General features: G+C 68.4%; 22 protein-coding genes and 3 tRNA genes. 4 read left to right on the top strand and 21 right to left on the bottom strand.

Features of this window, described 5'->3' with window-relative positions; genetic code table 11:
* Positions 1-24 precede the first annotated feature (24 nt).
* From rpsG to AB0K36_RS00790, 12 genes are all read right to left on the bottom strand, one after another.
* Complete coding sequence (rpsG, locus tag AB0K36_RS00845) at positions 25-495, bottom strand: 30S ribosomal protein S7 (RefSeq protein WP_100108597.1); 471 nt, start codon at positions 493-495, stop codon at positions 25-27.
* Between the two features lie 2 nt (positions 496-497).
* Complete coding sequence (rpsL, locus tag AB0K36_RS00840) at positions 498-869, bottom strand: 30S ribosomal protein S12 (protein ID WP_003948652.1); 372 nt, start codon at positions 867-869, stop codon at positions 498-500.
* 576 nt (positions 870-1445) lie between these two features.
* Complete coding sequence (locus tag AB0K36_RS00835; protein WP_189466911.1) at positions 1446-5345, bottom strand: DNA-directed RNA polymerase subunit beta'; 3900 nt, start codon at positions 5343-5345, stop codon at positions 1446-1448.
* A 97-nt stretch (positions 5346-5442) separates the two neighbouring features.
* The gene (rpoB, locus tag AB0K36_RS00830; RefSeq protein WP_364586454.1) at positions 5443-8928 is read right to left on the bottom strand and encodes a DNA-directed RNA polymerase subunit beta; all 3486 of its coding nucleotides are present in this window, start codon (positions 8926-8928) and stop codon (positions 5443-5445) included.
* A 553-nt stretch (positions 8929-9481) separates the two neighbouring features.
* Positions 9482-9865, bottom strand: a complete 384-nt coding sequence (rplL, locus tag AB0K36_RS00825) for a 50S ribosomal protein L7/L12 (protein ID WP_005313624.1) — start codon at positions 9863-9865, stop codon at positions 9482-9484.
* A 109-nt stretch (positions 9866-9974) separates the two neighbouring features.
* A complete protein-coding gene (gene rplJ, locus AB0K36_RS00820) occupies positions 9975-10505 on the bottom strand; it encodes a 50S ribosomal protein L10 (protein ID WP_005313626.1) in 531 nt (176 codons plus the stop codon).
* 264 nt (positions 10506-10769) lie between these two features.
* Positions 10770-11651: an SCO4651 family lipoprotein gene (locus tag AB0K36_RS00815; RefSeq protein ID WP_364586450.1), complete on the bottom strand. Its 882-nt coding sequence runs from the start codon at positions 11649-11651 to the stop codon at positions 10770-10772.
* A 154-nt stretch (positions 11652-11805) separates the two neighbouring features.
* Positions 11806-12534, bottom strand: coding sequence for a 50S ribosomal protein L1 (rplA, locus tag AB0K36_RS00810; RefSeq protein WP_005313630.1), 729 nt, complete (start codon positions 12532-12534; stop codon positions 11806-11808).
* Between the two features lie 80 nt (positions 12535-12614).
* Positions 12615-13049 (bottom strand): 50S ribosomal protein L11, encoded by a 435-nt coding sequence (gene rplK / locus AB0K36_RS00805; RefSeq protein ID WP_005313632.1) that lies wholly within the window; start codon positions 13047-13049, stop codon positions 12615-12617.
* Positions 13050-13216: 167 nt separating this feature from the next.
* Positions 13217-14137, bottom strand: a complete 921-nt coding sequence (gene nusG / locus AB0K36_RS00800) for a transcription termination/antitermination protein NusG (protein WP_364586446.1) — start codon at positions 14135-14137, stop codon at positions 13217-13219.
* A 72-nt stretch (positions 14138-14209) separates the two neighbouring features.
* Complete coding sequence (secE, locus tag AB0K36_RS00795) at positions 14210-14497, bottom strand: preprotein translocase subunit SecE (RefSeq protein WP_159688599.1); 288 nt, start codon at positions 14495-14497, stop codon at positions 14210-14212.
* A 108-nt stretch (positions 14498-14605) separates the two neighbouring features.
* A tRNA-Trp gene (locus tag AB0K36_RS00790) sits at positions 14606-14678 on the bottom strand.
* A gap of 228 nt (positions 14679-14906) precedes the next feature.
* On the opposite strand from AB0K36_RS00790, the gene AB0K36_RS00785 reads away from it, so the two are divergent.
* On the top strand, positions 14907-16133 hold the full coding sequence (locus AB0K36_RS00785) for a pyridoxal phosphate-dependent aminotransferase (RefSeq protein WP_364586443.1): 1227 nt from the start codon (positions 14907-14909) through the stop codon (positions 16131-16133).
* A 120-nt stretch (positions 16134-16253) separates the two neighbouring features.
* Positions 16254-17282, top strand: coding sequence for an adenosine deaminase (locus tag AB0K36_RS00780; protein ID WP_364586441.1), 1029 nt, complete (start codon positions 16254-16256; stop codon positions 17280-17282).
* 41 nt (positions 17283-17323) lie between these two features.
* On the opposite strand, the gene AB0K36_RS00775 is transcribed toward AB0K36_RS00780, so the two are convergent.
* Positions 17324-17938, bottom strand: coding sequence for a TetR/AcrR family transcriptional regulator (locus tag AB0K36_RS00775; protein ID WP_364586438.1), 615 nt, complete (start codon positions 17936-17938; stop codon positions 17324-17326).
* Positions 17939-18028: 90 nt separating this feature from the next.
* Here AB0K36_RS00775 and AB0K36_RS00770 point away from each other — a divergent pair, with 90 nt between their 5' ends.
* Positions 18029-18661, top strand: coding sequence for an NAD(P)-dependent oxidoreductase (locus AB0K36_RS00770; RefSeq protein WP_364586435.1), 633 nt, complete (start codon positions 18029-18031; stop codon positions 18659-18661).
* A 59-nt stretch (positions 18662-18720) separates the two neighbouring features.
* On the opposite strand, the gene AB0K36_RS00765 is transcribed toward AB0K36_RS00770, so the two are convergent.
* From AB0K36_RS00765 to AB0K36_RS00730, 8 genes are all read right to left on the bottom strand, one after another.
* The gene (locus AB0K36_RS00765) at positions 18721-19776 is read right to left on the bottom strand and encodes a UDP-N-acetylmuramate dehydrogenase (RefSeq protein WP_364586432.1); all 1056 of its coding nucleotides are present in this window, start codon (positions 19774-19776) and stop codon (positions 18721-18723) included.
* Between the two features lie 68 nt (positions 19777-19844).
* The gene (locus AB0K36_RS00760; RefSeq protein WP_364586429.1) at positions 19845-21311 is read right to left on the bottom strand and encodes a DHA2 family efflux MFS transporter permease subunit; all 1467 of its coding nucleotides are present in this window, start codon (positions 21309-21311) and stop codon (positions 19845-19847) included.
* An 81-nt stretch (positions 21312-21392) separates the two neighbouring features.
* Positions 21393-21944: a TetR/AcrR family transcriptional regulator gene (locus AB0K36_RS00755; RefSeq protein ID WP_364586426.1), complete on the bottom strand. Its 552-nt coding sequence runs from the start codon at positions 21942-21944 to the stop codon at positions 21393-21395.
* A 172-nt stretch (positions 21945-22116) separates the two neighbouring features.
* Complete coding sequence (locus tag AB0K36_RS00750) at positions 22117-22545, bottom strand: MaoC family dehydratase (protein ID WP_364586423.1); 429 nt, start codon at positions 22543-22545, stop codon at positions 22117-22119.
* Positions 22545-22997 carry an FAS1-like dehydratase domain-containing protein gene (locus AB0K36_RS00745; RefSeq protein ID WP_364586420.1) on the bottom strand — a complete coding sequence of 151 codons (453 nt, stop codon included), beginning with the start codon at positions 22995-22997 and terminating at the stop codon, positions 22545-22547. The genes AB0K36_RS00750 and AB0K36_RS00745 overlap by 1 nt, the downstream gene beginning before the upstream one ends.
* A gap of 115 nt (positions 22998-23112) precedes the next feature.
* A complete protein-coding gene (rpmG, locus tag AB0K36_RS00740) occupies positions 23113-23277 on the bottom strand; it encodes a 50S ribosomal protein L33 (protein ID WP_003956487.1) in 165 nt (54 codons plus the stop codon).
* A gap of 86 nt (positions 23278-23363) precedes the next feature.
* A tRNA-Met gene (locus AB0K36_RS00735) sits at positions 23364-23436 on the bottom strand.
* 46 nt (positions 23437-23482) lie between these two features.
* Positions 23483-23555: transfer RNA gene (locus AB0K36_RS00730), tRNA-Thr, on the bottom strand.
* Between the two features lie 340 nt (positions 23556-23895).
* Here AB0K36_RS00730 and AB0K36_RS00725 point away from each other — a divergent pair.
* Positions 23896-25128, top strand: a complete 1233-nt coding sequence (locus tag AB0K36_RS00725) for an amidohydrolase family protein (protein WP_364586417.1) — start codon at positions 23896-23898, stop codon at positions 25126-25128.
* Positions 25129-25265 lie beyond the last annotated feature (137 nt).

The raw sequence follows: 25265 nt of genomic DNA, 5'->3' as shown, positions 1-25265 counted from the left end.
TCTCGGTCTCGATGTGGGTAGCGACTACCAGCGGTAGTGCGCGAAGGCCTTGTTGGACTCGGCCATCTTGTGCGTGTCCTCACGCTTCTTGACCGAAGCGCCGAGGCCGTTGGAGGCGTCGAGCAGTTCGTTCATGAGGCGCTCGGTCATGGTCTTCTCGCGACGGGCGCGGGAGTAACCGACCAGCCAGCGCAGCGCCAGCGTGGAGGCGCGGCCGGGCTTGACCTCGACCGGGACCTGGTAGGTGGCGCCACCGACACGGCGGGACTTGACCTCGAGCGCCGGCTTGACGTTCTCGAGGGCGCGCTTCAGCGTGATGACCGGGTCGTTGCCGGTCTTCTCGCGGAGGCCTTCCATGGCGCCGTAGACGATGCGCTCAGCGGTGGAACGCTTGCCGTTGAGCAGAATCTTGTTGATGAGCGAGGTCACCAGAGGAGAACCGTAAACCGGGTCGATGATGACCGGGCGCTTCGGGGCGGGGCCCTTACGAGGCATTCTTACTTCTCCTTCTTGGCGCCGTAGCGGCTGCGGGCCTGCTTGCGGTTCTTGACACCCTGGGTGTCAAGCGAACCGCGGATGATCTTGTAACGAACACCCGGCAGGTCCTTCACACGGCCACCACGCACGAGCACGATGGAGTGCTCCTGCAGGTTGTGTCCCTCACCCGGGATGTAGGCCGTGACCTCGATGCCGGAGGTCAGACGCACACGCGCGACCTTACGCAGGGCCGAGTTCGGCTTCTTCGGGGTGGTCGTGAACACACGCGTGCAGACGCCGCGGCGCTGAGGGGAACCCTCGAGTGCGGGCGTCTTGTTCTTCTCGACCTTGTCCTGCCGGCCCTTACGGACCAGCTGCTGGATCGTAGGCACTACTTCTCCGGTTTCTGTGTGCCGTCAGTGAAGCTAACCTGGAACGTCGCCGACCCACGCGGTCGGGTGTGTCGAATGCTGCAGACCTCCGCCGCCAGGCGGAAAGAGCGCAGATTGCGGTGGCCGGTATCTGACTCGCCATGCGGTTGAAGACACGCACACGAGCCCAGGCACACCCCAGGCACAAGGTCTGAGCGTACCTACCGCATCCACTCCGGTCAAAACAAATGCCCAGGGGCCGGATCCGGGCGCGGGGCCGGGGCTGATTCGCGCTGGTTTTCGGCCATCTTGGCCGTGGTGTCCGGCCCGGCCGGGCCGCCGCCCGTGCGGGTCGTCGGCCACCGGGTGGCCGCTCCCCCGACAGGGGGCGGAAGCCGTCCCCCTGAGCCCCTCCGGCCACCCCTGCCGGCGCGTGGGTCCACCCGCACCGGTCGGCCCGTCGGCCCGGAGAGCCGCGCCTGGAGCTGTGGCGAACGGTGTTTCCCCACGCCGGGCTGCGACCCACGAAGAGGACATGCACAGGCACCAAGAAGGGCGGCCACCCCGCACGGGGTGACCGCCCTTCTTCACGACCTACTACTGGTTGTACGGACCGTAGTCGTAGTCCTCCAGCGGAACGGCCTGGCCGGAGCCCGTGCCGAACGGCGAGTAGTCGATGTCGTCGTAGCCGACGGCCGAGTACATCGCGGCCTTGGCCTCCTCGGTCGGCTCGACCCGGATGTTGCGGTAGCGGGACAGACCCGTACCGGCCGGGATGAGCTTACCGATGATGACGTTCTCCTTGAGGCCGATCAGGGAGTCGGACTTGGCGTTGATCGCCGCGTCCGTCAGAACCCTGGTCGTCTCCTGGAAGGACGCCGCCGACAGCCAGGACTCGGTCGCCAGCGAGGCCTTGGTGATACCCATCAGCTGCGGACGGCCGGAGGCGGGGTGACCGCCCTCGGTGACCACACGACGGTTCTCGGTCTCGAACTTCGAACGCTCGACCAGCTCGCCCGGCAGCAGCTCCGCGTCGCCGGACTCGATGATCGTCACACGGCGCAGCATCTGCCGGATGATGATCTCGATGTGCTTGTCGTGGATCGACACACCCTGCGAGTTGTAGACCTTCTGGACCTCGCCGACCAGGTGGACCTGGACCGCGCGCTGGCCGAGGATGCGGAGCACGTCGTGCGGGTTGGTGGCACCCACGGTGAGCTTCTGGCCCACCTCGACATGATCGCCCTCGCCGACCAGCAGACGGGCACGCTTCGAGATCGGGAACGCCGTCTCGTCGCTGCCGTCGTCCGGAGTGACGACGAGCTTCTTGGTCTTCTCGGTCTCCTCGATACGGACGCGGCCGGCCGCCTCCGAGATCGGGGCGACACCCTTGGGCGTACGAGCCTCGAAGAGCTCGACGACACGGGGCAGACCCTGGGTGATGTCGTCACCGGCCACACCACCGGTGTGGAAGGTACGCATCGTCAGCTGCGTGCCGGGCTCACCGATGGACTGGGCGGCGATGATGCCGACCGCCTCACCGATGTCGACCAGCTTGCCGGTCGCGAGCGAACGGCCGTAGCAGTACGCACAGGTGCCGACCGCGGACTCACAGGTCAGGACCGAGCGGGTCTTGACCTCCTCGACACCGGCCGCGACGAGCGCGTCGATGAGCACGTCACCGAGGTCGACGTTGGCAGGCGCGATGACCTTGCCGTCGACGACGACGTCCTCGGCGAGCATCCGGGCGTAGACGGAGGTCTCGACGTCCTCGGTCTTGCGCAGGGTGCCGTCGGCGCCACGCTCCGCGATCTTGAGCTTGAGGCCACGGTCGGTCCCGCAGTCCTCCTCGCGGATGATGACGTCCTGCGAGACGTCCACCAGACGACGGGTCAGGTAACCCGAGTCGGCGGTACGCAGGGCGGTGTCCGCCAGACCCTTACGGGCACCGTGCGTGGAGATGAAGTACTCCAGCACGGACAGACCCTCACGGAAGGACGCCTTGATCGGACGCGGGATGGTCTCGTTCTTGGCGTTCGACACCAGACCACGCATACCGGCGATCTGACGCATCTGCATCATGTTTCCGCGAGCACCCGAGTTCACCATCATGGAGACCGGGTTGGTCTTCGGGAAGTTCGCGTTCATCGCCTCGGCAACCTCGTTGGTCGCCTTGGTCCAGATCGCGATGAGCTCCTGGGTGCGCTCTTCCTTGGTGATCAGACCGCGCTCGTACTGCTTCTGGACCTTCTCGTCCAGGTCCTCGTAGCCCTTGACGATCGCCTTCTTGGCGTCGGGGACCACGATGTCCGAGATGGCCACGGTGACACCGGAACGGGTCGCCCAGTAGAAGCCGGCCGCCTTCAGGTTGTCGAGCGTCGCCGCCACGATGACCTTGGGGTAGCGCTCGGCGAGGTCGTTGACGATCTCGGAGAGCTGCTTCTTGCCGACCGTGTAGTCGACGAACGGGTAGTCCTCGGGCAGCAGCTCGTTGAAGAGCGCGCGGCCCAGCGTGGTGCGCAGGCGGAACGAGTCCCCCTGCTGCCACTCCGGCTCGCCCTCCTCCTGCGCCGGCGGGGTCCAGCCGCGGGGCGGGATGGTGCCGACCGGGAAGCGGATGTCGATCTTCGCCTGGAGCGAGAGCTCCCGGGCGTCGAACGCCATGATCGCCTCGGCGGTGGAACCGAAGGAACGGCCCTCACCGATGACCTTGCGCTCCTCCTCGTCCGTGGTCAGGAAGAAGAGGCCCAGCACCATGTCCTGGGTCGGCATGGTGACCGGACGGCCGTCGGCCGGCTTGAGGATGTTGTTCGAGGACAGCATCAGGATGCGGGCCTCGGCCTGCGCCTCCGCGGACAGCGGCAGGTGCACGGCCATCTGGTCACCGTCGAAGTCCGCGTTGAACGCGGTGCAGACGAGCGGGTGGATCTGGATGGCCTTGCCCTCGACCAGCTGCGGCTCGAAGGCCTGGATGCCGAGGCGGTGCAGCGTGGGCGCACGGTTCAGCAGCACCGGGTGCTCGGCGATGACCTCTTCGAGGACGTCGTACACCACGGTGCGGCCACGCTCGACCATGCGCTTGGCCGACTTGATGTTCTGCGCGTGGTTCAGGTCGACCAGGCGCTTCATCACGAACGGCTTGAAGAGCTCCAGCGCCATGGCCTTGGGCAGACCGCACTGGTGCAGCTTCAGCTGCGGACCGACGACGATGACGGAACGGGCCGAGTAGTCGACACGCTTACCGAGCAGGTTCTGACGGAAACGACCCTGCTTACCCTTCAGCATGTCGCTGAGGGACTTCAGCGGACGGTTGCCGGGGCCCGTGACCGGGCGACCACGACGGCCGTTGTCGAAGAGGGCGTCGACCGCCTCCTGGAGCATCCGCTTCTCGTTGTTCACGATGATCTCGGGGGCACCGAGGTCGAGCAGACGCTTCAGACGGTTGTTGCGGTTGATCACACGGCGGTACAGGTCGTTCAGGTCGGAGGTCGCGAAGCGGCCACCGTCCAGCTGCACCATCGGACGAAGGTCCGGCGGGATGACCGGCACGCAGTCGAGCACCATGCCCTTGGGGCTGTTGGACGTCTGCAGGAACGCGGAGACGACCTTGAGGCGCTTGAGCGCACGGGTCTTCTTCTGGCCCTTGCCGGTGCGGATGATCTCGCGGAGACGCTCGGCCTCCTCCTCGAGGTCGAAGGACTCCAGGCGCTTCTGCAGCGCCGCGGCACCCATCGAGCCGTCGAAGTACGTGCCGAAGCGGTCACGCAGCTCGCGGTAGAGCAGCTCGTCGCCCTCGAGGTCCTGGACCTTGAGGTTCTTGAAGCGGTTCCACACCTCGTCGAGACGGTCGATCTCGCGCTGGGCGCGGTCGCGCAGCTGCTTCATCTCGCGCTCGGCACCCTCGCGCACCTTGCGGCGCACGTCGGCCTTGGCGCCCTCGGCCTCGAGCTCGGCCAGGTCGGTCTCGAGCTTCTTGGCACGGGCCTCGAGGTCGGCGTCACGGCGGTTCTCGACCTGCTGGCGCTCGACGGAGACGTGGGCCTCCAGCGACGGCAGGTCACGCGTGCGGCGCTCCTCGTCCACGAACGTGATCATGTACGCGGCGAAGTAGATGACCTTCTCGAGGTCCTTCGGCGCCAGGTCCAGCAGGTAGCCCAGACGCGACGGGACGCCCTTGAAGTACCAGATGTGGGTCACGGGAGCGGCAAGCTCGATGTGGCCCATCCGCTCACGCCGCACCTTGGCGCGGGTGACCTCGACGCCACACCGCTCACAGATGATGCCCTTGAAGCGGACACGCTTGTACTTGCCGCAGTAGCACTCCCAGTCCCGGGTCGGACCGAAGATCTTCTCGCAGAAGAGTCCGTCCTTCTCGGGCTTGAGCGTGCGGTAGTTGATGGTCTCGGGCTTCTTGACCTCGCCGTGGGACCAGGTCCTGATGTCGTCCGCGGTGGCAAGGCCGATCCGCAGCTCGTCGAAGAAGTTGACGTCGAGCACTGTGCGTCAATCCCTCTTTCGGGGTCGTGTCTCAATCATGGTCTGAACGGTCCCGGGGATGGCGGGGGCTCCTTCGTGGGAGCCCCCGCCAGGCCCGTCAGACCTCTTCGACGCTGCTCGGCTCACGCCGGGACAGGTCGATACCGAGCTCCTCCGCGGCGCGGAAGACGTCCTCGTCCGTGTCGCGCATCTCGATGGACATACCGTCCGAGGAGAGCACCTCCACGTTGAGGCAGAGCGACTGCATTTCCTTGATGAGCACCTTGAAGGACTCGGGAATGCCGGGCTCGGGGATGTTCTCGCCCTTGACGATGGCCTCGTAGACCTTCACGCGGCCGGTCACGTCGTCGGACTTGATGGTCAGCAGCTCCTGGAGCGCGTAGGCCGCTCCATAAGCCTCGAGTGCCCACACCTCCATCTCTCCGAACCGCTGGCCACCGAACTGGGCCTTACCACCCAGCGGCTGCTGGGTGATCATCGAGTACGGACCGGTCGAACGGGCGTGCAGCTTGTCGTCGACCAGGTGGTGGAGCTTGAGGATGTACATGTACCCGATCGAGATCGGGTCCGGGAACGGCTCGCCGGAGCGGCCGTCGAACAGGTTGGCCTTGCCGGACGACTGGACCAGGCGGTCGCCGTCGCGGTTCGGGATCGTGGCATCGAAGAGGCCGGCGATCTCGTCCTCACGCGCACCGTCGAAGACCGGGGTCGCGACGTTGGTGCCGGGAGCGACCTGGTCGGCGCCGATGGTCTGCAGGCGCTGCGCCCAGTCGTCCGCCAGCCCGGAGACGTCCCAGCCGCGGCTGGCGAGCCAGCCGAGGTGGATCTCCAGGACCTGTCCCGGGTTCATTCGGGACGGGACACCCAGCGGGTTGAGGATGATGTCGACCGGGGTGCCGTCCTCCAGGAACGGCATGTCCTCGATCGGCAGGATCTTCGAGATGACGCCCTTGTTGCCGTGACGGCCGGCGAGCTTGTCACCGTCGGTGATCTTGCGCTTCTGGGCCACGTAGACGCGGACCAGCTGGTTGACGCCCGGGGGAAGCTCGTCGCCCTCCTCGCGGTCGAAGACGCGCACACCGATGACCTTGCCGGTCTCGCCGTGCGGCACCTTCAGCGAGGTGTCACGGACCTCACGCGCCTTCTCACCGAAGATCGCACGGAGCAGACGCTCCTCCGGGGTCAGCTCGGTCTCACCCTTGGGCGTGACCTTGCCGACCAGGATGTCGCCGGCGACGACCTCGGCACCGATACGGATGATGCCGCGCTCGTCGAGGTCCGCGAGGACCTCCTCGGAGACGTTCGGGATGTCCCGGGTGATCTCCTCGGGGCCGAGCTTGGTGTCACGGGCGTCGACCTCGTGCTCCTCGATGTGGATCGAGGAGAGGACGTCGTCCTGCACGAGGCGCTGCGACAGGATGATCGCGTCCTCGTAGTTGTGACCCTCCCACGGCATGAACGCCACGAGCAGGTTCTTGCCGAGCGCCATCTCACCGTTCTCGGTGGCGGGGCCGTCGGCGAGGACCTGGCCCTCGATGACGCGGTCGCCCTCGGAGACGATGACCTTCTGGTTCACCGAGGTGCCCTGGTTGGAGCGGGAGAACTTCGCGATGCGGTACGTGGTGTACGTGCCGTCGTCGTTCGCGACGGTGACGTAGTCGGCCGAGACCTCCTGGATGACACCGTCCTTCTCCGCCTTGATGACGTCGCCGGCGTCGGTGGCACAGCGGTACTCCATGCCGGTGCCGACGAGCGGGGCCTCCGCCTTGATGAGCGGAACGGCCTGGCGCATCATGTTCGCGCCCATGAGGGCACGGTTGGCGTCGTCGTGCTCGAGGAACGGAATCATGGCGGTCGCGACCGACACCATCTGGCGCGGCGAGACGTCCATGTAGTCGACCTCGGTCGGCGGGACGTAGTCGACCTCGCCGCCACGACGGCGGACCAGCACGCGGGCCTCGGTGAAGCGCAGGTCCTCGGAGAGGGTCGCGTTCGCCTGCGCGATGACGAAGCGGTCCTCCTCGTCGGCCGTCAGGTAGTCGACCTCGTCGGTGACCTGGCCGTCGGTGACCTTGCGGTACGGGGTCTCGACGAAGCCGAACGCGTTGACCCGGCCGTAGGACGCGAGCGAGCCGATCAGACCGATGTTCGGGCCTTCGGGGGTCTCGATCGGGCACATGCGGCCGTAGTGCGACGGGTGCACGTCACGGACCTCGAAGCCGGCCCGCTCACGGGAGAGACCACCCGGGCCAAGAGCCGACAGACGGCGCTTGTGGGTGAGACCCGACAGCGGGTTGTTCTGGTCCATGAACTGCGACAGCTGGCTGGTGCCGAAGAACTCCTTGATGGAGGCGACGACCGGCCGGATGTTGATCAGCGTCTGCGGCGTGATCGCTTCGACGTCCTGGGTCGTCATGCGCTCACGCACGACGCGCTCCATACGAGCCAGACCCGTGCGGACCTGGTTCTGGATGAGCTCGCCGACGTTGCGCAGACGGCGGTTGCCGAAGTGGTCGATGTCGTCGGTCTCGACGACGATCTGGGTGCCCGACTCGCCGACCGTCTCGGTCTCACCGGCGTGCAGCTTGACCAGGTACTTGATGGTGGCGATGACGTCGTCGGTGGTGAGAACGCCGGCGTCCAGCGGCTCGTCCGCGCCGAGCTTCTTGTTCACCTTGTAGCGGCCGACCTTGGCGAGGTCGTAGCGCTTCGGGTTGAAGTAGAGGTTCTCGAGCAGCGTCTGGGCCGCCTCGCGCGTCGGGGGCTCGCCCGGACGCAGCTTGCGGTAGATGTCGAGCAGCGCGTCGTCCTGGCCCTGGGTGTGGTCCTTCTCCAGGGTGGCGCGCATGGACTCGTACTCGCCGAACTCCTCGAGGATCTGCTCGGTGGTCCAACCGAGCGCCTTGAGCAGGACGGTCACGGACTGCTTGCGCTTGCGGTCGATGCGGACACCGACCATGTCGCGCTTGTCGATCTCCATCTCCAGCCAGGCACCCCGGGACGGGATGATCTTGGCCGTGAAGATGTCCTTGTCGGACGTCTTGTCGATGTTGGAGTCGAAGTAGACACCCGGCGAGCGGACCAGCTGCGACACCACGACACGCTCGGTGCCGTTGATGACGAAGGTGCCCTTGTTGGTCATGAGCGGGAAGTCGCCCATGAAGACCGTCTGGGACTTGATCTCGCCGGTCTCGTTGTTGGTGAACTCGGCCGTGACGAAGAGCGGGGCCGCGTACGTGAAGTCGCGCTCCTTGCACTCGTCGATCGAGTTCTTCGGGGGCTCGAAACGGTGGTCGCGGAAGGTCAGCGACATCGACCCGGAGAAGTCCTCGATCGGCGAGATCTCCTCGAAGATCTCTTCCAGACCGGACTTGGTGGGGACGTCCTGTCCGCTTTCGAGAGCCGCCTCGACACGAGCCTTCCATGCGGCATTGCCGAGCAGCCAGTCAAAGCTCTCGGTCTGCAGCGCGAGGAGGTTCGGAACCTCGAGGGGCTCCTTGATCTTTGCAAAGGAGATGCGCAGCGGGGCAGTGCTGGCGCCGTTGTTCGTATTCGCGGTCGAGGCGTTGCGCGAGGCGGCCAAGAGGGGGTCCTTCCGAGGGCTCGGACTCACTACGCGCGTACCGGTCCCATGTTGTGAACGGAGGGAGAAACCCCAGCTAAGGGCTGTTCTTCATCCGAAGCTCAGACACGGGCATGCCCCTGGTGACGGGCAGAGGGCAGCTAACAGGCAGCGCAAAGGGTCAGTGTAGCCACTTGGCACACTGATGTCCAGTGCGGGTTTTCGAGACCCTCGAGACCCTCGTTTTTCTCATCTCCGCGAACCCCATGCGCCGTGAGGCGCACATCGATACTGCCCGTTCGGTCGTCGATCCATGCCTCGGAACGTGGATCGTTGTGACGACGCGTCCTGAGAATTGCGCGCTGCGTGCGGTTCGTCAAGGCCCCCGCCCCTGAGCTGCTGCTCCGGGACCCTCATCGGCCGCCGTGAGGGGCGCACGGCGAAGATCACCATACTCCCAGGAGGGAGAAGAACAAGGCACCCTCGGCCGGAACGCCGAAGGGCGACCACCCGCTTGGGTGATCGCCCTTCAGTGTGTGCGCGTTACAGCGCGGGAGTCAGAAGACTCGCGAGGTCACTTGACCTCGACGGAGGCGCCGGCGGCCTTGAGGGACTCGGCAGCCTTCTCCGCGGCGTCCTTGGCGACCTTCTCGAGGACCGGCTTCGGGGTGCCGTCGACGAGGTCCTTGGCCTCCTTCAGACCCAGGGAGGTCAGCTCACGCACGACCTTGATGACCTGGATCTTCTTCTCACCGGCGCCGGTGAGGATGACGTCGAACTCGTCCTGCTCGGCCTCGGCCTCGGCCGGGGCGGCAGCAGCGCCACCGGCGGCAACGGCGACCGGGGCGGCGGCGGTGACGTCGAACTTCTCCTCGAAGGCCTTCACGAACTCGGAGAGCTCGATGAGGGTCATCTCCTCGAACTGCGCAAGCAGGTCGTCCTGGGACAGCTTCGCCATGATGGCGTCCTTCCACTCATTCGGCAGGTGCCGTGTGTACATGTGAGGCGGGCGTACGTTCGGCCCGCTGTGACCGTCGCCTCAGGCGGCGGTCAATGCGCGAGCCGAATTACTCGGCACCGCCCTGCTCGGCCTTCTTGGCACGAAGCGCCTCCGCGGTGCGGACGAACTTCGAGGGAAGCGCCTGGAAGAGCGCGGCAGCCTGGGACTGCTTGCCCTTCATGGCACCCGCCAGCTTGGCGAGCAGAACCTCGCGGGACTCGAGGTCCGCAAGCTTCTTGATCTCATCGGCGGACAGCGCCTTGCCATCAAGGACACCGCCCTTGATGATCAGATTCGGGTTGTCCTTGGCGAAGTCACGAAGACCCTTCGCCGACTCCACCGGGTCACCGGTGATGAAGGCAACCGCCGTCGGACCAGTGAAGTGGTCGTCGAGCGAGTTGATCCCGGCCTCGTTGGCCGCAATCTTGGTCAGCGTGTTCTTCACCACGGCGTACTGGGCGTTCTCACCGAGCGAACGGCGCAGCTCCTTGAGCTGAGCCACGGTGAGACCCCGGTACTCGGTCAGCACGGCGGCGTTCGAGCTGCGGAACGACTCCGTCAGCTCGGCCACCGCGGCAGCCTTGTCGGGCCTTGCCATGAGCGTCGGCCTCCTTCCGGGTGATGAGGACCGCTCAGAAGGGCCGAACAAAACGAAACGCCCCGGCGCAGGCGCACGGGGCTGAGCTCGACCGGAATTGCTTCCGGGAACTTTCCACAGTCACCTGCGCAGGACGTCCGCTACTGAGCGGATCCTTCGGCCACCGGACCCTCGGAAGGAGAGCACGGCAACGACCAGCGGTCTTTGGCTTCTTCGGAAGAGTACGCGAACGCAACCCCGCCAGGCAAATCCGCCGGATTCGCGTCAGGCGTCCCCTGCGTCCTTCATCATTTCGGCGAGATCGACGGTCTCGGCAGCGGGCGGAGCCGCCACGGTCACGGGCTTGTCGACCGACAGGATCTTGATGGTGAGGTCCATCGGGCCCTCACTTGTCGTGCTGCGGGTCCGGACCTGCTTGGTCTGGTCGTTCTCGTCGATCCATATGTCCATGGTGAGCTTCTCGACGCCGAGCTCCTCGTACTGCTCGAGGGTCCCCTCGCGGCGCTTCTTGGTCTCCGCGTCCTCGCCGGCCAGGCTCGCGCGCATGGCGTCGAGGGTCAGGGTGCCCGTGTAGTGCGTGGTCCGCACGCCGTCGACGGTCTCCTCACCGACCTTCTTGAGGTCCTTGGAGGCGGTGAGCGCCGCGGTGTCCTGGGCGGGGTTCCTGTCGGCCTGGGCGGTCAGCTCGGCCAGCGGGTCCTCGCCGCCGGCCTCCTTGAGGGCCGCGAGGTCGAACTTCATCCACGTCTTGCCGGCCTCGAGCGGCTCCCCGCTGTTGAGGTACATCGCCCCGCCGACGAGGCGGATCTCCACCTCTCCGGCATCGGCCCCCACGCCGCCCTTCATCCTCATGCTCATGGCCAGCGGCTTCATGGCCATGGAGGCCTGGGCCTCGATGTCGCCCTCTCCCGGGACGGTGCCGCTCATCGAGTAGCTCAGCGAGGTGAGCTTCTCGTCCTTCTCCGCCGCACGCTTGACCGCGGCGGCCGGGGTGACCTCGACGGGCTTGTCCGCGGACGAGGACGCCTGGGCGGACCCGGCGGCCTTGCCGGACGACGCCTTGCCGTCGTCGGTGCACGCAGCCGTGCCGCAGAGCAGTACACCGGCCAGGACTATCCCGGCTGTCTTCCGGAGCTTTGTGTTCACGATTCCCCCCACGGGATTTTGCTCGCTCTTGATCTTTCCGGACGAGCTTAACCCTCCCGACCGACACCGTGCCCCGGAAAAGAGCCGGCCCCCGCGGCTCCGAAGAGCTGCGGGGGCCGGTTCGGACGCGATGCCCGCGACTGCCGTCCAGGGATCAGACGGCGGCCGGGTCCTCCTCGACGAGGAGGTTGCGGGTGCGGTTGGAGTCCAGCGGGATGCCGGGGCCCATCGTCGTGGTCAGGGTCGCCTTCTTGATGTAGCGGCCCTTCGCGGCGGACGGCTTGAGACGGAGGATCTCCTCCAGCGCCGCGGCGTAGTTCTCGACCAGCTTCGTCTCGTCGAAGGAGACCTTGCCGATGATGAAGTGCAGGTTCGAGTGCTTGTCGACGCGGAACTCGATCTTGCCGCCCTTGATCTCGTTGACGGCCTTGGCGACGTCCATCGTGACGGTGCCGGTCTTCGGGTTCGGCATCAGACCACGCGGACCGAGCACACGGCCGAGGCGGCCGACCTTGCCCATGAGGTCCGGGGTGGCGACGACCGCGTCGAACTCGTTCAGGCGGTTGCCCTTGGAGATCTCGTCGATCAGTTCGTCGGAGCCGACGATGTCGGCGCCCGCGGCTTCCGCGGCCGCAGCACGGTCACCGGTCGCGAAGACCAGGACCCGGGCGGTCTTGCCGGTGCCGTGCGGAAGGTTGACGGTGCCACGGACCATCTGGTCGGCCTTACGCGGGTCAACGCCCAGACGGAAGGCGACCTCGACGGTGCCGTCGAACTTGGTGGCGGCGGTGTCCTTGGCGAGACGGACAGCCTCGAGCGGGGCGTAGTTACGCTCCCGGTCGATCTTGGCGTCCGCAGCGCGGAGAGTCTTGCTGCGCTTCACTTCTGCTCCTGATGTGTTGAGCGTGGAGTCGTGGTGCGGACCAGCGCTTGGTCCTACCACTGGGGCTTACGAGGGGGCTGTCAGCCCTCGACCGTGATGCCCATGGAACGGGCGGTGCCGGCAATGATCTTCGACGCGGCGTCGAGGTCATTGGCGTTCAGGTCGGGGAGCTTGGTCGTGGCGATCTCGCGGACCTGGGCAGCCGTCAGCTTGGCAACCTTGGTCTTGTGCGGCTCGCCGGAGCCCTTGTCCACACCCGCGGCCTTGAGGATCAGCTTGGCGGCCGGCGGAGTCTTGGTGATGAAAGTGAAGGAACGGTCCTCGTAGACCGTGATCTCCACCGGCACGACCATGCCACGCTGCGACTCGGTCGCGGCGTTGTAGGCCTTGCAGAACTCCATGATGTTGACGCCGTGCTGGCCCAGGGCGGGGCCGACCGGCGGAGCCGGGTTGGCCGCACCGGCCTGGATCTGGAGCTTGATAAGCCCCGTGACCTTCTTCTTCTTGGGAGGCATTGCTCTCTCCGGGTCCTAGTGAGAGTTATCCGCCTGCCACCCGATCATCCGGATGGAGGCATACCGCACAACGATAACGGGTATCCATGCGCGGCCAAAAACCGAGCAGGTCAGACAGCCTGCGAGAGGCGGTCTGACCTGTTCGGAAACCTGGCGTCCAGAAGGAACTAGTTCTTCTGGATCTGGTCGAAGCTGAGCTCGACCGGGGTCTCGCGGCCGAAGATCTCGACAAGGCCCTTGACCTTCTTCGAGTCGGCGTTGATCTCGTTGATCGTGGCCTGCAGCGTCGCGAACGGGCCGTCGGTGACGGTGACCGAGTCGCCGACCTCGAAGTCCAGCACCTGGACCTCGACCTTGCGGGCCGGAGCCGGCTTGCCCTCGGCCTCCGCGGCCTCGCGGGCGGCCTTCTCCTCGGCCTCCGGGGCGAGCATCTTGACGATCTCGTCCAGGGTCAGCGGGTACGGGTCGTAGGCGTTGCCGACGAAGCCGGTGACACCGGGGGTGTTACGGACGACGCCCCAGGACTCGTTCGTCAGATCCATGCGGACGAGAACGTAGCCGGGCAGCTTGTTCTGCCGGACGTTCTTGCGCTCGCCGTTCTTGATCTGGACGATCTCTTCCTCGGGGACCTCGGCCTGGTAGATGAACTCCTCGACGTTCAGCGAGACGGCACGCTGCTCCAGGTTGGCCTTCACGCGCTTCTCGTAGCCCGCGTAGGTGTGGATCACGTACCACTCGCCGGGGAGGCCTCGGAGCTCGTCACGGAGGGCGGCGACCGGGTCGACAGGAGCCGCCGGCTCCTCGTCGGCCTCTTCCGCGCTCTCTTCGGGAGCCTCTTCCGCGCTCTCTTCGGGAGCCTCTTCCGCGCTCTCCTCGGCAGCCTCGGCGTCCTCGGAGCCGGCCTCGTCCTCGTCGACGTTCTCGACGTGCAGGGCCTCGTCCTCGGCCGGCTCACCGGCGGCGTCGTCGGCAGCCTCTGCCTGGACCGGCTCCTCAGCGTCCGACGCCTCGACGATGTCGAGCTCGTCCTCAGGGGACTCGAAGCTCTCGCCGGAACGGTCGGCGTCGTTCAGGTTCGGGTCAGACACGATGGCTTCTTCCTGGATACAGATGGGGTGGAACATGCGAAAGGGGCGCCGATTTCCGGCGCCCTCCGCGGATCAGCCGAAGACGTACTTGACTGCTTCCTGGAAGCCATAGTCAATCACGGTCACGAGGCCGATCATGATGACGACGAAGATAATCACCACTGTGGTGTACGTCGTCAGTTGATGACGAGTCGGCCAGACGACCTTGCGCAGCTCGGCGACGATCTGGCGGTAGAAGAGAGCCAGGCGACCCAGCGGGCCCTTCTTGCCGCGCTTGCCGCCCTTGCGGGTCTTCTTCTTCGACTCCGGCGTCTCGTCCTCGGCATCAGGCATGTCGATGGAGCCTACGGCGTCCGTCACGATCTCTCACCTGATTCCCGGGTCGTGGCCGTGCCGCGCCCGGTGGAGCCGCACGGCGGTGCATAGAAGTACGTACATGCGCACACAGCCTGGCGAAGGTGTGTGTAGCAGGGCCGGAGGGACTTGAACCCCCAACCGCTGGTTTTGGAGACCAGTGCTCTACCAATTGAGCTACGACCCTTTGTGACTCCCCCAACCTACCGCATCCGTCCGGGTGCACTAAGTGCCCGGCTCGGACTTGGCTGGTGAGGGCCAACAGCCAGTGAGTGTACGTGTTCCCAGGCCCGGCGTCGAACACAAAGCCCGGCCGCAGCCTTCCGGGCCCTTCCGCGGTCCGCCGCAGGTCCGTGTCGTCCGCCCTTCGAAACCTGTGTGCCGGGTCCTTCCGGCGTCTGGGAGCATGGGCCGTATGAGCGCTGCAACCCCTCCCACCGAGCGCCGGGTCTCCGCGCGCATCGGTGCGATCTCCGAGTCCGCGACCCTCGCCGTCGACGCCAAGGCCAAGGCCCTCAAGGCCGCCGGGCGTCCGGTGATCGGCTTCGGCGCCGGTGAGCCCGACTTCCCGACCCCCGACTACATCGTCGAGGCCGCCGTCGAGGCCTGCCGCAACCCGAAGTACCACCGCTACACCCCCGCCGGCGGTCTGCCGGAGCTGAAGAAGGCCATCGCGGAGAAGACGCTGCGCGACTCCGGGTACGAGGTGGACCCGGCCCAGATCCTGGTGACCAACGGCGGCAAGCAGGCGATCTACGAGGCGTTCGCCGCGATCCTCGACCCGGGCGACGAGGTCATCGTCCCGGCGCCGTACTGGACCACGTACCCCGAGTCGATCCGTCTCGCGGGCGGCGTCCCCGTCGATGTCGTGGCCGACGAGACCACCGGCTACCGCGTCTCCGTGGAGCAGCTCGAGGCCGCGCGTACGGAGAAGACCAAGGTCGTCCTCTTCGTCTCGCCGTCCAACCCGACCGGCGCCGTCTACAGCGAGGCCGACGCGCGCGCGATCGGCGAGTGGGCCGCGGAGCACGGTCTGTGGGTGCTGACGGACGAGATCTACGAGCACCTGGTCTACGGCGACGCGACGTTCACCTCGCTGCCCGCCCTCGTCCCGGCGCTGCGCGAGAAGTGCATCGTCGTCAACGGCGTCGCGAAGACGTACGCCATGACGGGCTGGCGCGTGGGGTGGATCGTCGGCCCGAAGGACGTCGTGAAGGCCGCCACCAACCTGCAGTCGCACGCGACGTCGAACGTCTCCAACGTGGCGCAGATCGCGGCCCTGGCCGCCGTCTCCGGCGACCTGGACGCCGTCGCGACGATGCGTGAGGCCTTCGACCGCCGCCGGCAGACGATCGTGCGGATGCTCAACGAGATCGACGGTGTGGTCTGCCCGACGCCCGAGGGCGCCTTCTACGCCTACCCGTCGGTGAAGGGCCTGCTGGGCAAGGAGATCCGCGGCCGTCGTCCGCAGTCCTCCGTGGAGCTCGCGGCCCTGATCCTCGACGAGGTCGAGGTGGCGGTCGTCCCGGGCGAGGCCTTCGGCACGCCCGGTTACCTGCGCCTTTCCTACGCGCTGGGTGACGAAGACCTGACCGAGGGTGTCTCCCGGATCCAGAAGCTGCTGGCCGAGGCCCGCGACTGATCCCCTCCCTGCGTGCGACGGGCCCCCGGCTTCGGCCGGGGGCCCGTTTCTGTGTTCGGGCAAGAACCCGATCGGGGAAAGGGGCTGCCCCGTTCCGGTCGTCTTTGGCAGGATCACTCAATGGAGCGCGAACGAGACGTCAGCCTGCTGCCGAAAGCCCATCTGCACCTGCACTTCACCGGGTCGATGCGGCCCACCACTCTTCTGGAGCTCGCCGACAAACACGGCGTGCATCTTCCGGAGGCGCTGACCGGGGGCGAGCCGCCGAAGCTGCGCGCCACGGACGAGCGCGGGTGGTTCCGCTTCCAGCGTCTGTACGACATGGCCCGCTCCTGCCTGCGCGACCCCGAGGACATCCAGCGGCTGGTGCGCGAGGCGGCGGAGGAGGACATCAGGGACGGTTCGGGCTGGCTGGAGATCCAGGTCGACCCGACCTCGTACGCGCCGCGGCTCGGCGGTCTGATCCCGGCGCTGGAGATCATCCTGGACGCCGTGGACACGGCCTCCAGGGAGACCGGGCTCGGGATGCGCGTGCTGGTCGCCGCGAACCGTATGAAGCACCCGCTGGACGCCCGGACGCTGGCCCGGCTGGCGGTGCGCTACGCGGACCGCGGCATCGTCGGATTCGGACTCTCCAACGACGAACGGCGGGGCATGGCGCGGGACTTCGACCGCGCCTTCGCCATCGCCCGCGAAGGCGGGCTGCTGGCGGCCCCGCACGGCGGCGAGCTGACCGGACCCGCGTCCGTACGGGACTGCCTCGACGACCTGCGCGCCTCCCGGATCGGCCACGGTGTGCGGGCGGCCGAGGACCCGAGGCTCTTGCGCAAGCTCGCGGAGAGGGGTGTGACCTGCGAGGTCTGCCCGGCCTCCAACGTGGCGCTCGGCGTCTACGAGAAGCCGGAGGACGTGCCGCTGCGGACGCTGTACGACGCCGGGGTCCCCATGGCGCTCGGCGCGGACGATCCGCTGCTGTTCGGCTCCCGGCTGGCGGCACAGTACGAGCTGGCCCGCCGCCACCACGCCTTCACGGACCAGGAGCTGGCGGAACTGGCGCGTCAGTCGGTGCGGGGTTCCGCGGCGCCGGAGGACATCCGGCAGAAGCTGCTGGCGGGGATCGACGACTGGCTGGCGTCTCCGCCGGCCTGATCCGCGCCGCTCGGCCCCGCGCGGCCGGGCGGCGACACCGTTCAGCGGGCGTCGCCGGTGACCGCGACGCCTCGCAGCAGCGTGCGCGCGAGACCCGCCGCGAATTCGTCGAGCGGCTGCGGCGGCCGGTGGCCCGCGGTCATGTCGTAGGCGAAGGCGCGCTGTGCGCAGGCGCCGAGCAGCAGGGACGCCGCGGCGTAGGTGTCGGCCTCCGGGCTGATGCGGCCGGCCGTCCGTTCCGCGCGCAGATACGCGTCGAGTCCCTCGATGGGCTTGTGCGGGCCCGTTCCCATCTCGCGCATGGCTTCTTCGTGCCGGCGCTTGAGGCGGGGCTCGGCGTACAGCGACGCGGCCATGGGGAAGGTCTTCTCGTAGAAGAGGGCTGCCTGGCGGGCGATGTCGGTGAGGTTCTCCTCGACGCTCGCGCCGCCCGGGTCGGCGGCCAGCTCCGCCAGCAGCGGGCCCAGCTTCGGCAGCCTCTCCTGGAGCACGGTCACGAACAGCTCCTCCTTGCCCGTGAAGTGCTTGTAGAGCGCCGCCTCCGAGCAGCCGGCCGCCTTGGCGATCTCCTTGGTCGTGGTTCGGGCGAGGCCGATGGAGAGCATCAGATCTCGCGCCGCGTCGATGATGCGGACGCGGGTGGGCTTCTGTTCCATGCGCGCTCCATACCGGGCTTGACGGGTGGGTGAGTACACACCCACCCTAGGGGTGAGTGAACACTTACCCACCCGAGGAGGGTGTGCACCATGAAGCTCACAGTGTTCGGCGCGACCGGCGGCATCGGCGGGCAGATCGTCAGGCAGGCCTTGGCCGCCGGCCATCGGGTGACGGCCGTGGTCCGCGATCCGGCGCGTTTCACGGTGACCGGGGAGCGGCTCGAGGTCGTCAGCTCCGGTCTGGACGATCCGGAGGCCCTGCGCGAAGCCGTGGCCGGGCGGGACGCGGTGCTCTCCGGTCTCGGCCCGCGCAAGAGGTCCGACGCCGGGATCGCGGCCCGGCTCACCCGCTCGGTGCTGACCGCGATGGAGGCGGAGGGGACGCGGCGGCTGCTGGTCGTCAGCGCGGCGCCGCTGGGCAGCGCACCGGAGCGGGAGCCGCTGCGGGACCGCGCGATGATGTCGGTCGTGGGTGCGGTGCTGAAGCCCGTCTACGACGATCTGCGGGTCATGGAGGACGAGCTCGCGCACAGCGCGGCCGACTGGACCGCCGTGCGGCCGCCGAGGCTGCTCGACAAGCCGCTGACCGGCCGGTACCGGGTCGCGGTCGGCGGCAATCCGCGCAGCGCCAGGGTGATCGGCCGGGCGGACGTCGCGCACGCGATGCTCGCGATGACCGACGACCCCGCCGTGCTCCGTCAGGGCGTGGGCGTCGCCTACTAGGTCTTGGGCGCCCGGGTCCTGGGCTGCCGGGTCCTGTCAGGTCCCCGGCTTCCGCAGTTTCAGAGGCTGACGCCGACGGTCACCGGTTCGTTGACCAGCGTCACGCCGAACGCGTCGCGCACGCCGTCCACCACCTCGCGGGCCAGGGCCAGCAGGTCCTCCGTCGTGGCCTGACCGCGGTTGGTGAGCGCGAGCGTGTGCTTGGTGGAGATGCGCGCCGGCCCCGAGCCGTAGCCCTTGGTGAACCCGGCCTTGTCGATCAGCCAGGCGGCCGACGTCTTGGTGTGCCCGTCGCCCGCCGGGTAGGCGGGCGGGGCGACGCCGTCGCCGAGCCGGTCGCGCACGCGGGCCAGGAAGGTCTCGTACTCGGCGGCGGTGAGGATCGGGTTGGTGAAGAAGGAGCCTGCCGACCAGGTGTCGTGGTCGTCGGCGTCGAGCACCATGCCCTTGCCCGCGCGCAGGGCGAGCACGGTCTCACGGGCGGTGGCGGCCGGGACCCGGTCGCCCACCTCGATCCCGAGGGCACGGGCCGTCTCGGCGTACTTCACGGGCGCGGACAGGCCGCCGGCGTCCTCGAGCTCGAAACGGACGCGCAGCACGACATAGCGGTCGGGTTCCTGCTTGAAGCGGCTGTTGCGGTAGGAGAAACCGCACTCGGCGTTGGGAAGGACCACCGTTCCGCCGCCGCGGCGGTCGTACGCGACGACCTCCGTGATCGTCGACGAGACCTCCTGGCCGTAGGCGCCGACGTTCTGGATCGGGGTCGCGCCCGCGGAGCCGGGGATGCCGGCCAGGCACTCGACGCCACCGAGCCCGGCTTCGACGGTGCGGGCGACGGCGTCGGTCCAGGTCTCCCCCGCGGCCAGCTCGAGGCGCGTCCCATCGAGGTCGAAGCCACTGGTCGCGATGCGCAGCGCGGTCCCGTCGAAGCCCTTGTCGCCGATGACCAGGTTGCTGCCGCCGCCGATGATCAGCAGCGGCGTGCCGGCCTCGTCCGCCTCGCGCACGGCGGCGATCACCTCGTCGTCGGTGGTGGCGACCACGAGGCGGGTCGCGGGGCCGCCGAGCCGGAAGGTGGTCAGGGGGGCGAGGGGGGCATCGTGAAGTTCCTGCACGGGGACAAGAGTACGGTCCGTGGCCCCGGCGTTCCGGTGGGGCCACGGACCGTACGGGTACGCGGGGGTCAGACCGCGACGGGCGTGCGCTCGCTGTCCGTGGCCGCGGCCGGGGCCACGGCTCCGGGCAGTGTGCCGTCCGGCCTCGTACGCCCACCGGGGATCAGCAGGGCCACCAGGGCGGCGGCGGCCAGGGCCCCGGCGCCGATCCACACCGCGGGGACCGTGCCGTCGGAGAAGGCCTGCGGCGTCTCGTAGCCGCCCTGGGCGGCGAAGACCGCGCCGAGCACCGCGATACCCAGCGCGCCGCCGACCTCGCGGAGGGCGTTGTTCGCGCCTGATGCGATGCCCTGCTCCGACGGGCGGACGCTGGACATGACCACACTGGCGGCGGGGGCGAAGTACAGAGCCATGCCGACGCCGCTGATGACGAGGGCGGGCAGCTGGGCCGTGTACGAGACGCCGGGCTCGAGCACCAGCGCGAAGAGCGCGAGGCCGAGAGCCTGGAGCGCCAGACCGGCGGTGACGACCGGACGCCCGCCGATCCGGTCGGACAGGAGGCCCGCCACGGGCGCGACGAGAAGCGACATGCCGGTCCAGGGCAGCATCCGCAGGCCGGCCTCGGTGGGCGAGTAGCCGGCCACACCCTGGAGGAACTGGCTGAGCAGGAAGATCGAGCCGAACATGCCGAGGAACATCAGCAGGCTCGCGATGTTGATCCCGAAGAAGGCCCGGCTGCGGAACAGACGCATGGGCAGCATGGGCTTCTTGGCGACGGCCCCGTACCAGGCGAAGGCGACCAGCAGCACGGCGCCCGCGATCAGGCAGAACAGGATCCGGGGGCTGGTCCAGCCGTCGGCGTTGCCGTTGACCAGCGCGTAGACGATGCCGAAGAGGCCTCCGCTGACGAGCAGGGTGCCGGGGACGTCGAGCCGGGCGTCCGGGGCGTAGGACTCGCTGAGGCGAAGGCGGGCGAGCGGCAGCAGGAGCAGTCCGATCGGGACGTTCAGCCAGAAGATCCACTGCCACGAGATGTGCTCGGTGAGAGAACCGCCGATCAGCGGGCCGGTGGCGACGGCCACGCCGGTCACGGCGCCGAAGATGCCCAGTACGGCCCCGCGGCGGGCGGCCGGGACGGCGGCGGTGAGCAGGGTCAGCGTGAGCGGCATCATGATCGCCGCGCCGACGCCCTGGACGGCGCGGGCGGCGATGAGGGCGTCTATGCCGGAGGCGAGCGCCGCCCCGGCGGACGCGCCGGTGAAGATCGCCAGGCCGGTGATGAACAGCCTGCGGCGGCCGAAGCGGTCCCCCAGGGCAGCACCGAACATCAGCAGGACCGCGAAGGTGAGCGTGTAGGCACTCACCGTCCACTCGAGGTCTTCCAGGCCGCCGCCCAGGTCCTCCCGGATGGAGGGGAGGGCGGTGGTGACGACGAGGTTGTCGAGGGCCGCCATGAAGCCGGCGACGCTGGTGATGACGAGTGCCCAGATCGCGCCGGTGCGTCGGGCGGGTTGCTGATGCTGGTGCTGGTTCACTGCTCCCCCAGAGGGTTAGTTATCGATGACTAACTTTCACGGGCAAGGAAGTGCGCGGACCGCCACGGGCGTGGGCCCCCCTCAGTCCTGGACCGGCCGCGCGGAAAGGTAGAAGCCGGACCAGATGCGGTGCTCCGCGGGGAAGCCCATCGAGACGAGAACGTTGACGAGCATCCCGTAGGCCAGGAAGGTCGTGGTCTCGTTCACGTCGGCGCCGAGGTGCAGATGGACGGTCTCCCACAGTTCCATCCAGTCGGCCCGCACCTGCTCACCGAAGGCGTGGTCGCCCGCCGCCTCGGCGGCCGCCACCGCGACGTACGTCTGCATCTGCATCAGCAGCTTCTCGGGGTCGTCCGCGATGAGGCGCTGGTACGCGGCGGCCATCGCACCGAGGGCCTCCTCACCTTCGAGCCCTTCGGCGGCCGCGCTGAAGACACGCCGGGTGTCCTCGAGACACCGCGAGGACGCGGCCAGGAAGATGGCCTGCTTGTTCGGGAAGAGACGGAAGAGGTACGGCTGGGAGACGCCGACGCGCTTGGCGATGACGTCCGTCGAGGTGCCGTTGTATCCGGCGCGGGAGAACTCCGTGATCGCGGCACGGATCACGCTCTCGCGTCGCTCTTCTGCGCTCATCCTGACCATGCGACAAAGTTATTGGCTAATCACTAACTAGTCAAGCGGTGTCGCCGGGGTGCCGACCGGATGCGCGCGTACGCGGTGCCGCGTGAGGGGGTGCACGCGTAAGGGGCGCTCCTCCAAAGAGGGACGCCCCTTACCTGCTTCTGCCGACCCTCCGCGGGCGGCTTCAGGCGAGCTGCACGACGGCGCGGGACATGCCCAGCACCTTCTGGCCTTCACTGGTCGCGACCAGGTCCACGCGGACCCGGTTGTCGTCCAGTTTCGCCGCGACCCTGGCGCTGACCTCGATCAGTGCGCCCTTGTCGTCGTTCGGGACGACGACGGGCTTGGTGAAGCGGACGCCGTACTCGACGACCGCGCCCGGGTCGCCCACCCAGTCGGTCACGACCCGGATCGCCTCGGCCATGGTGAACATGCCGTGCGCGATCACGTCCGGCAGCCCGACCTCTGTGGCGAACTTCTCGTTCCAGTGGATCGGGTTGAAGTCGCCGGACGCGCCCGCGTACCGCACCAGCGTGGCACGCGTCACAGGAAAGCTCTGCGCCGGCAGTTCGGTGCCGGCCTCGACGTCCGCGTAAGAGATCTTCGCTGCCATCACGCCTCCTCGGCGGCGCGGGCCACCAGCTTCGTCCAAGCGGTCACGACCAGTTCACCGCTCTCGTCGTGCACGTCGCCGCGCACGTCCAGGATGTCGTTGCCGGCGAGGGACTTGATGGCCTCGATCGTCGAGGTGACCGTCAGCCTGTCGCCCGCCCGTACCGGTCGTGCGTACGCGAACTGCTGCTCGCGGTGCACCACGCGGCTGTAGTCGAGCCCCAACTGCGGGTCCTGGACGACCTGCTCGGCGGCGCTGAAGGTGATCGTGAAGGCGAACGTCGGCGGAGCGATCACATCCGAGTGCCCGAGCGCGCGGGCGGCCTCACGGTCGGTGTAGGCGGGATTCGCGTCCCCCACCGCGGCGGCGAACTCCCGGATCTTCTCCCGGCCCACCTCGTACGGCGCGGTGGGCGGATACGTCCGCCCCACGAACGACTGGTCGAGCGCCATGGACTGGTCCCTCCTGATATTGATCACAACTGAATGCCGGCCGCCGGACGAACGGCGGTACGGCAAACGACACGAGGCCGCCCCCAAAGGGGACGGCCTCGTATACGAGCCTTATTCAGCGCGTTTCGCGGTGCGCCGTGTGCGAGTTGCAGCGCGGGCAGTGCTTCTTCATCTCAAGTCGGTCCGGGTTGTTACGCCGGTTCTTCTTGGTGATGTAGTTCCGCTCCTTGCACTCCACGCAGGCCAGCGTGATCTTCGGGCGGACGTCGGTGGCAGCCACGTGAGTGCTCCTTGGACGGATAGGACGGATGAACGCATAAAAGAGTAGCCGATCGGAGGACCGACCCCACAATCGGCTACTGTGTGTAGCGGTGACCGGACTTGAACCGGTGACACAGCGATTATGAGCCGCTTGCTCTACCGACTGAGCTACACCGCTGCGATGCAGGGTTCCCTCGCCCGAAGGCGAGGTCACTCGACATCAGAGCCCCAATACGGAATCGAACCGTAGACCTTCTCCTTACCATGGAGACGCTCTGCCGACTGAGCTATTGGGGCGAGCGATGAAGACATTACACGGTCCCTCGCCGATCGCCCAAATCCGTTTCGGTGGGTGCGGCCGACCCTGCTTCCGGCTCTGCTTCCGGCCCGCCCGCACGGTCCCGGGTGCGGCCCCCGCTCCCGTCCTCCGCAGGCCCGCGGACGGCACCCGGCCCGTCCCGTAGGCCACTTACGACCACGCCGGTACGACTATTGCGCTCCTCCTCGAAGCGCACCGCGAGCGCCCCTACGCTCGACGCACGCTGTGTGATCCTCTCCGGCTCCCACGCCACGGCTCCCACGCCCGGGCAGTGTGCGCGACCGCCGTCCGAGCCCGACCGCCCCACCCAGGAGCGCGATGCCCGACAGCCAGCCGCAGCCGCCCGGCGGCGCCACCGCGGACACCGCCGCGCTGCTGCTCTGCGGCGCAAGGCTCACGGACGGTCGCACGGTCGACGTACGGCTCAGCGGCGGCCGCATCGAGGCCGTCGGCACCGCGGGAAGCCTCCCGCCGCACTCCGCCCGGGTGGACCTGACGGGCTTCCTGCTGCTGCCCGCGCCCGCCGAACCGCACCTCCACGGCGACACGGCACTCAGCGCGGAGACCCCCGGCCCCGTGTCGTACGACACACAGGACGTCCAGCGGCGCGCCACAGAGGCCGCGCTGCTCCAGCTGGGCCACGGGGCGACGGCGCTGCGCTCGCACGTACGGATCGGGGACGTCCAGGGCCTCGGACCACTGGAGGCGGTGCTCCAGGCCAGGCGGTCCCTGCGCGGCCTCGCCGATCTGACCGCCGTCGCCGTGCCGCGGCTGCTGACGGGCGTGGCCGGCGCCGACGGCCTGGCTCTCCTGCGGGACGCGCTGAAGATGGGTGCCGGCGTGGTGGGCGGCTGCCCCGACGCGGACCCCGATCCCACCGGGTACGTGGAGACGGTGCTGGGGATCGCCGCCGAGTACGGCTGCCCCGTCGACCTGCACACCCACGGCGACGACCCGGCACGGCTGGCGCGGCTCGCGGCCATGGCCGGCGGGCTGCGGCCCGGCGTCACCGTCGGGCCGTGCGCCGGTCTCGCCCGGCTGCCCAGGGACATCGCCTCCCGGACCGCGGACCAGCTGGCGGCGGCGGGCGTCACCGTCGTCTCCCTGCCGCAGGGCGGTTGCTCCGGCGTCGAACAGCGCGGCAACGCGCCGGTCCGGCTGCTGCGGGCGGCGGGTGTGCGGGTCGCCGCGGGCAGCGGGGCGCTGCGGGACGTGTGCAACCCGGTGGGCCGCGGGGATCCGCTGGAGGCCGCGTATCTCCTGTCGTCCCAGGCGGGGATGCGGCCCTCGGACGCCTACGGCTGCGTCGCCGGCACGGCCCGGGAGGTGATGGGACTGCCCCCGGTACGGGTCGAGGCCGGCTTCCCCGCGGAACTGCTCGCGGTGCGCGGCGAGCGGATCTCGGGCGTGCTGTCGCTCGCGTACAGCAGGATCGTCATCCACCGCGGACGGGTGGTCGCCCGCACGAGCGCGGTGCGCGAATACTGCGACTCCGCGGCGGCCGTCGCTCTCGAACTGCCGCGCCAGGGGCGGCCGGACCCGGGGCCCTGAGGGCGTCGACTCGCGGTGGAGGCGGGGGTCGTGGGGATCCGCTCGGGGTTCGGCAGGGCCCCTAGGGGATCCACTCGCGGTGCGGGCGCGCGGGCGCCGAGGGCGGGGAGCGGGTGCGCGTTCCGGCCATCGGGGGC

It is taken from the genome of Streptomyces kurssanovii (assembly GCF_040677245.1).
Taxonomy (GTDB): domain Bacteria; phylum Actinomycetota; class Actinomycetes; order Streptomycetales; family Streptomycetaceae; genus Streptomyces; species Streptomyces kurssanovii.
Note: the sequence above shows the minus strand (reverse complement) of the source record. Positions and strands in the feature narration are given on the sequence as shown.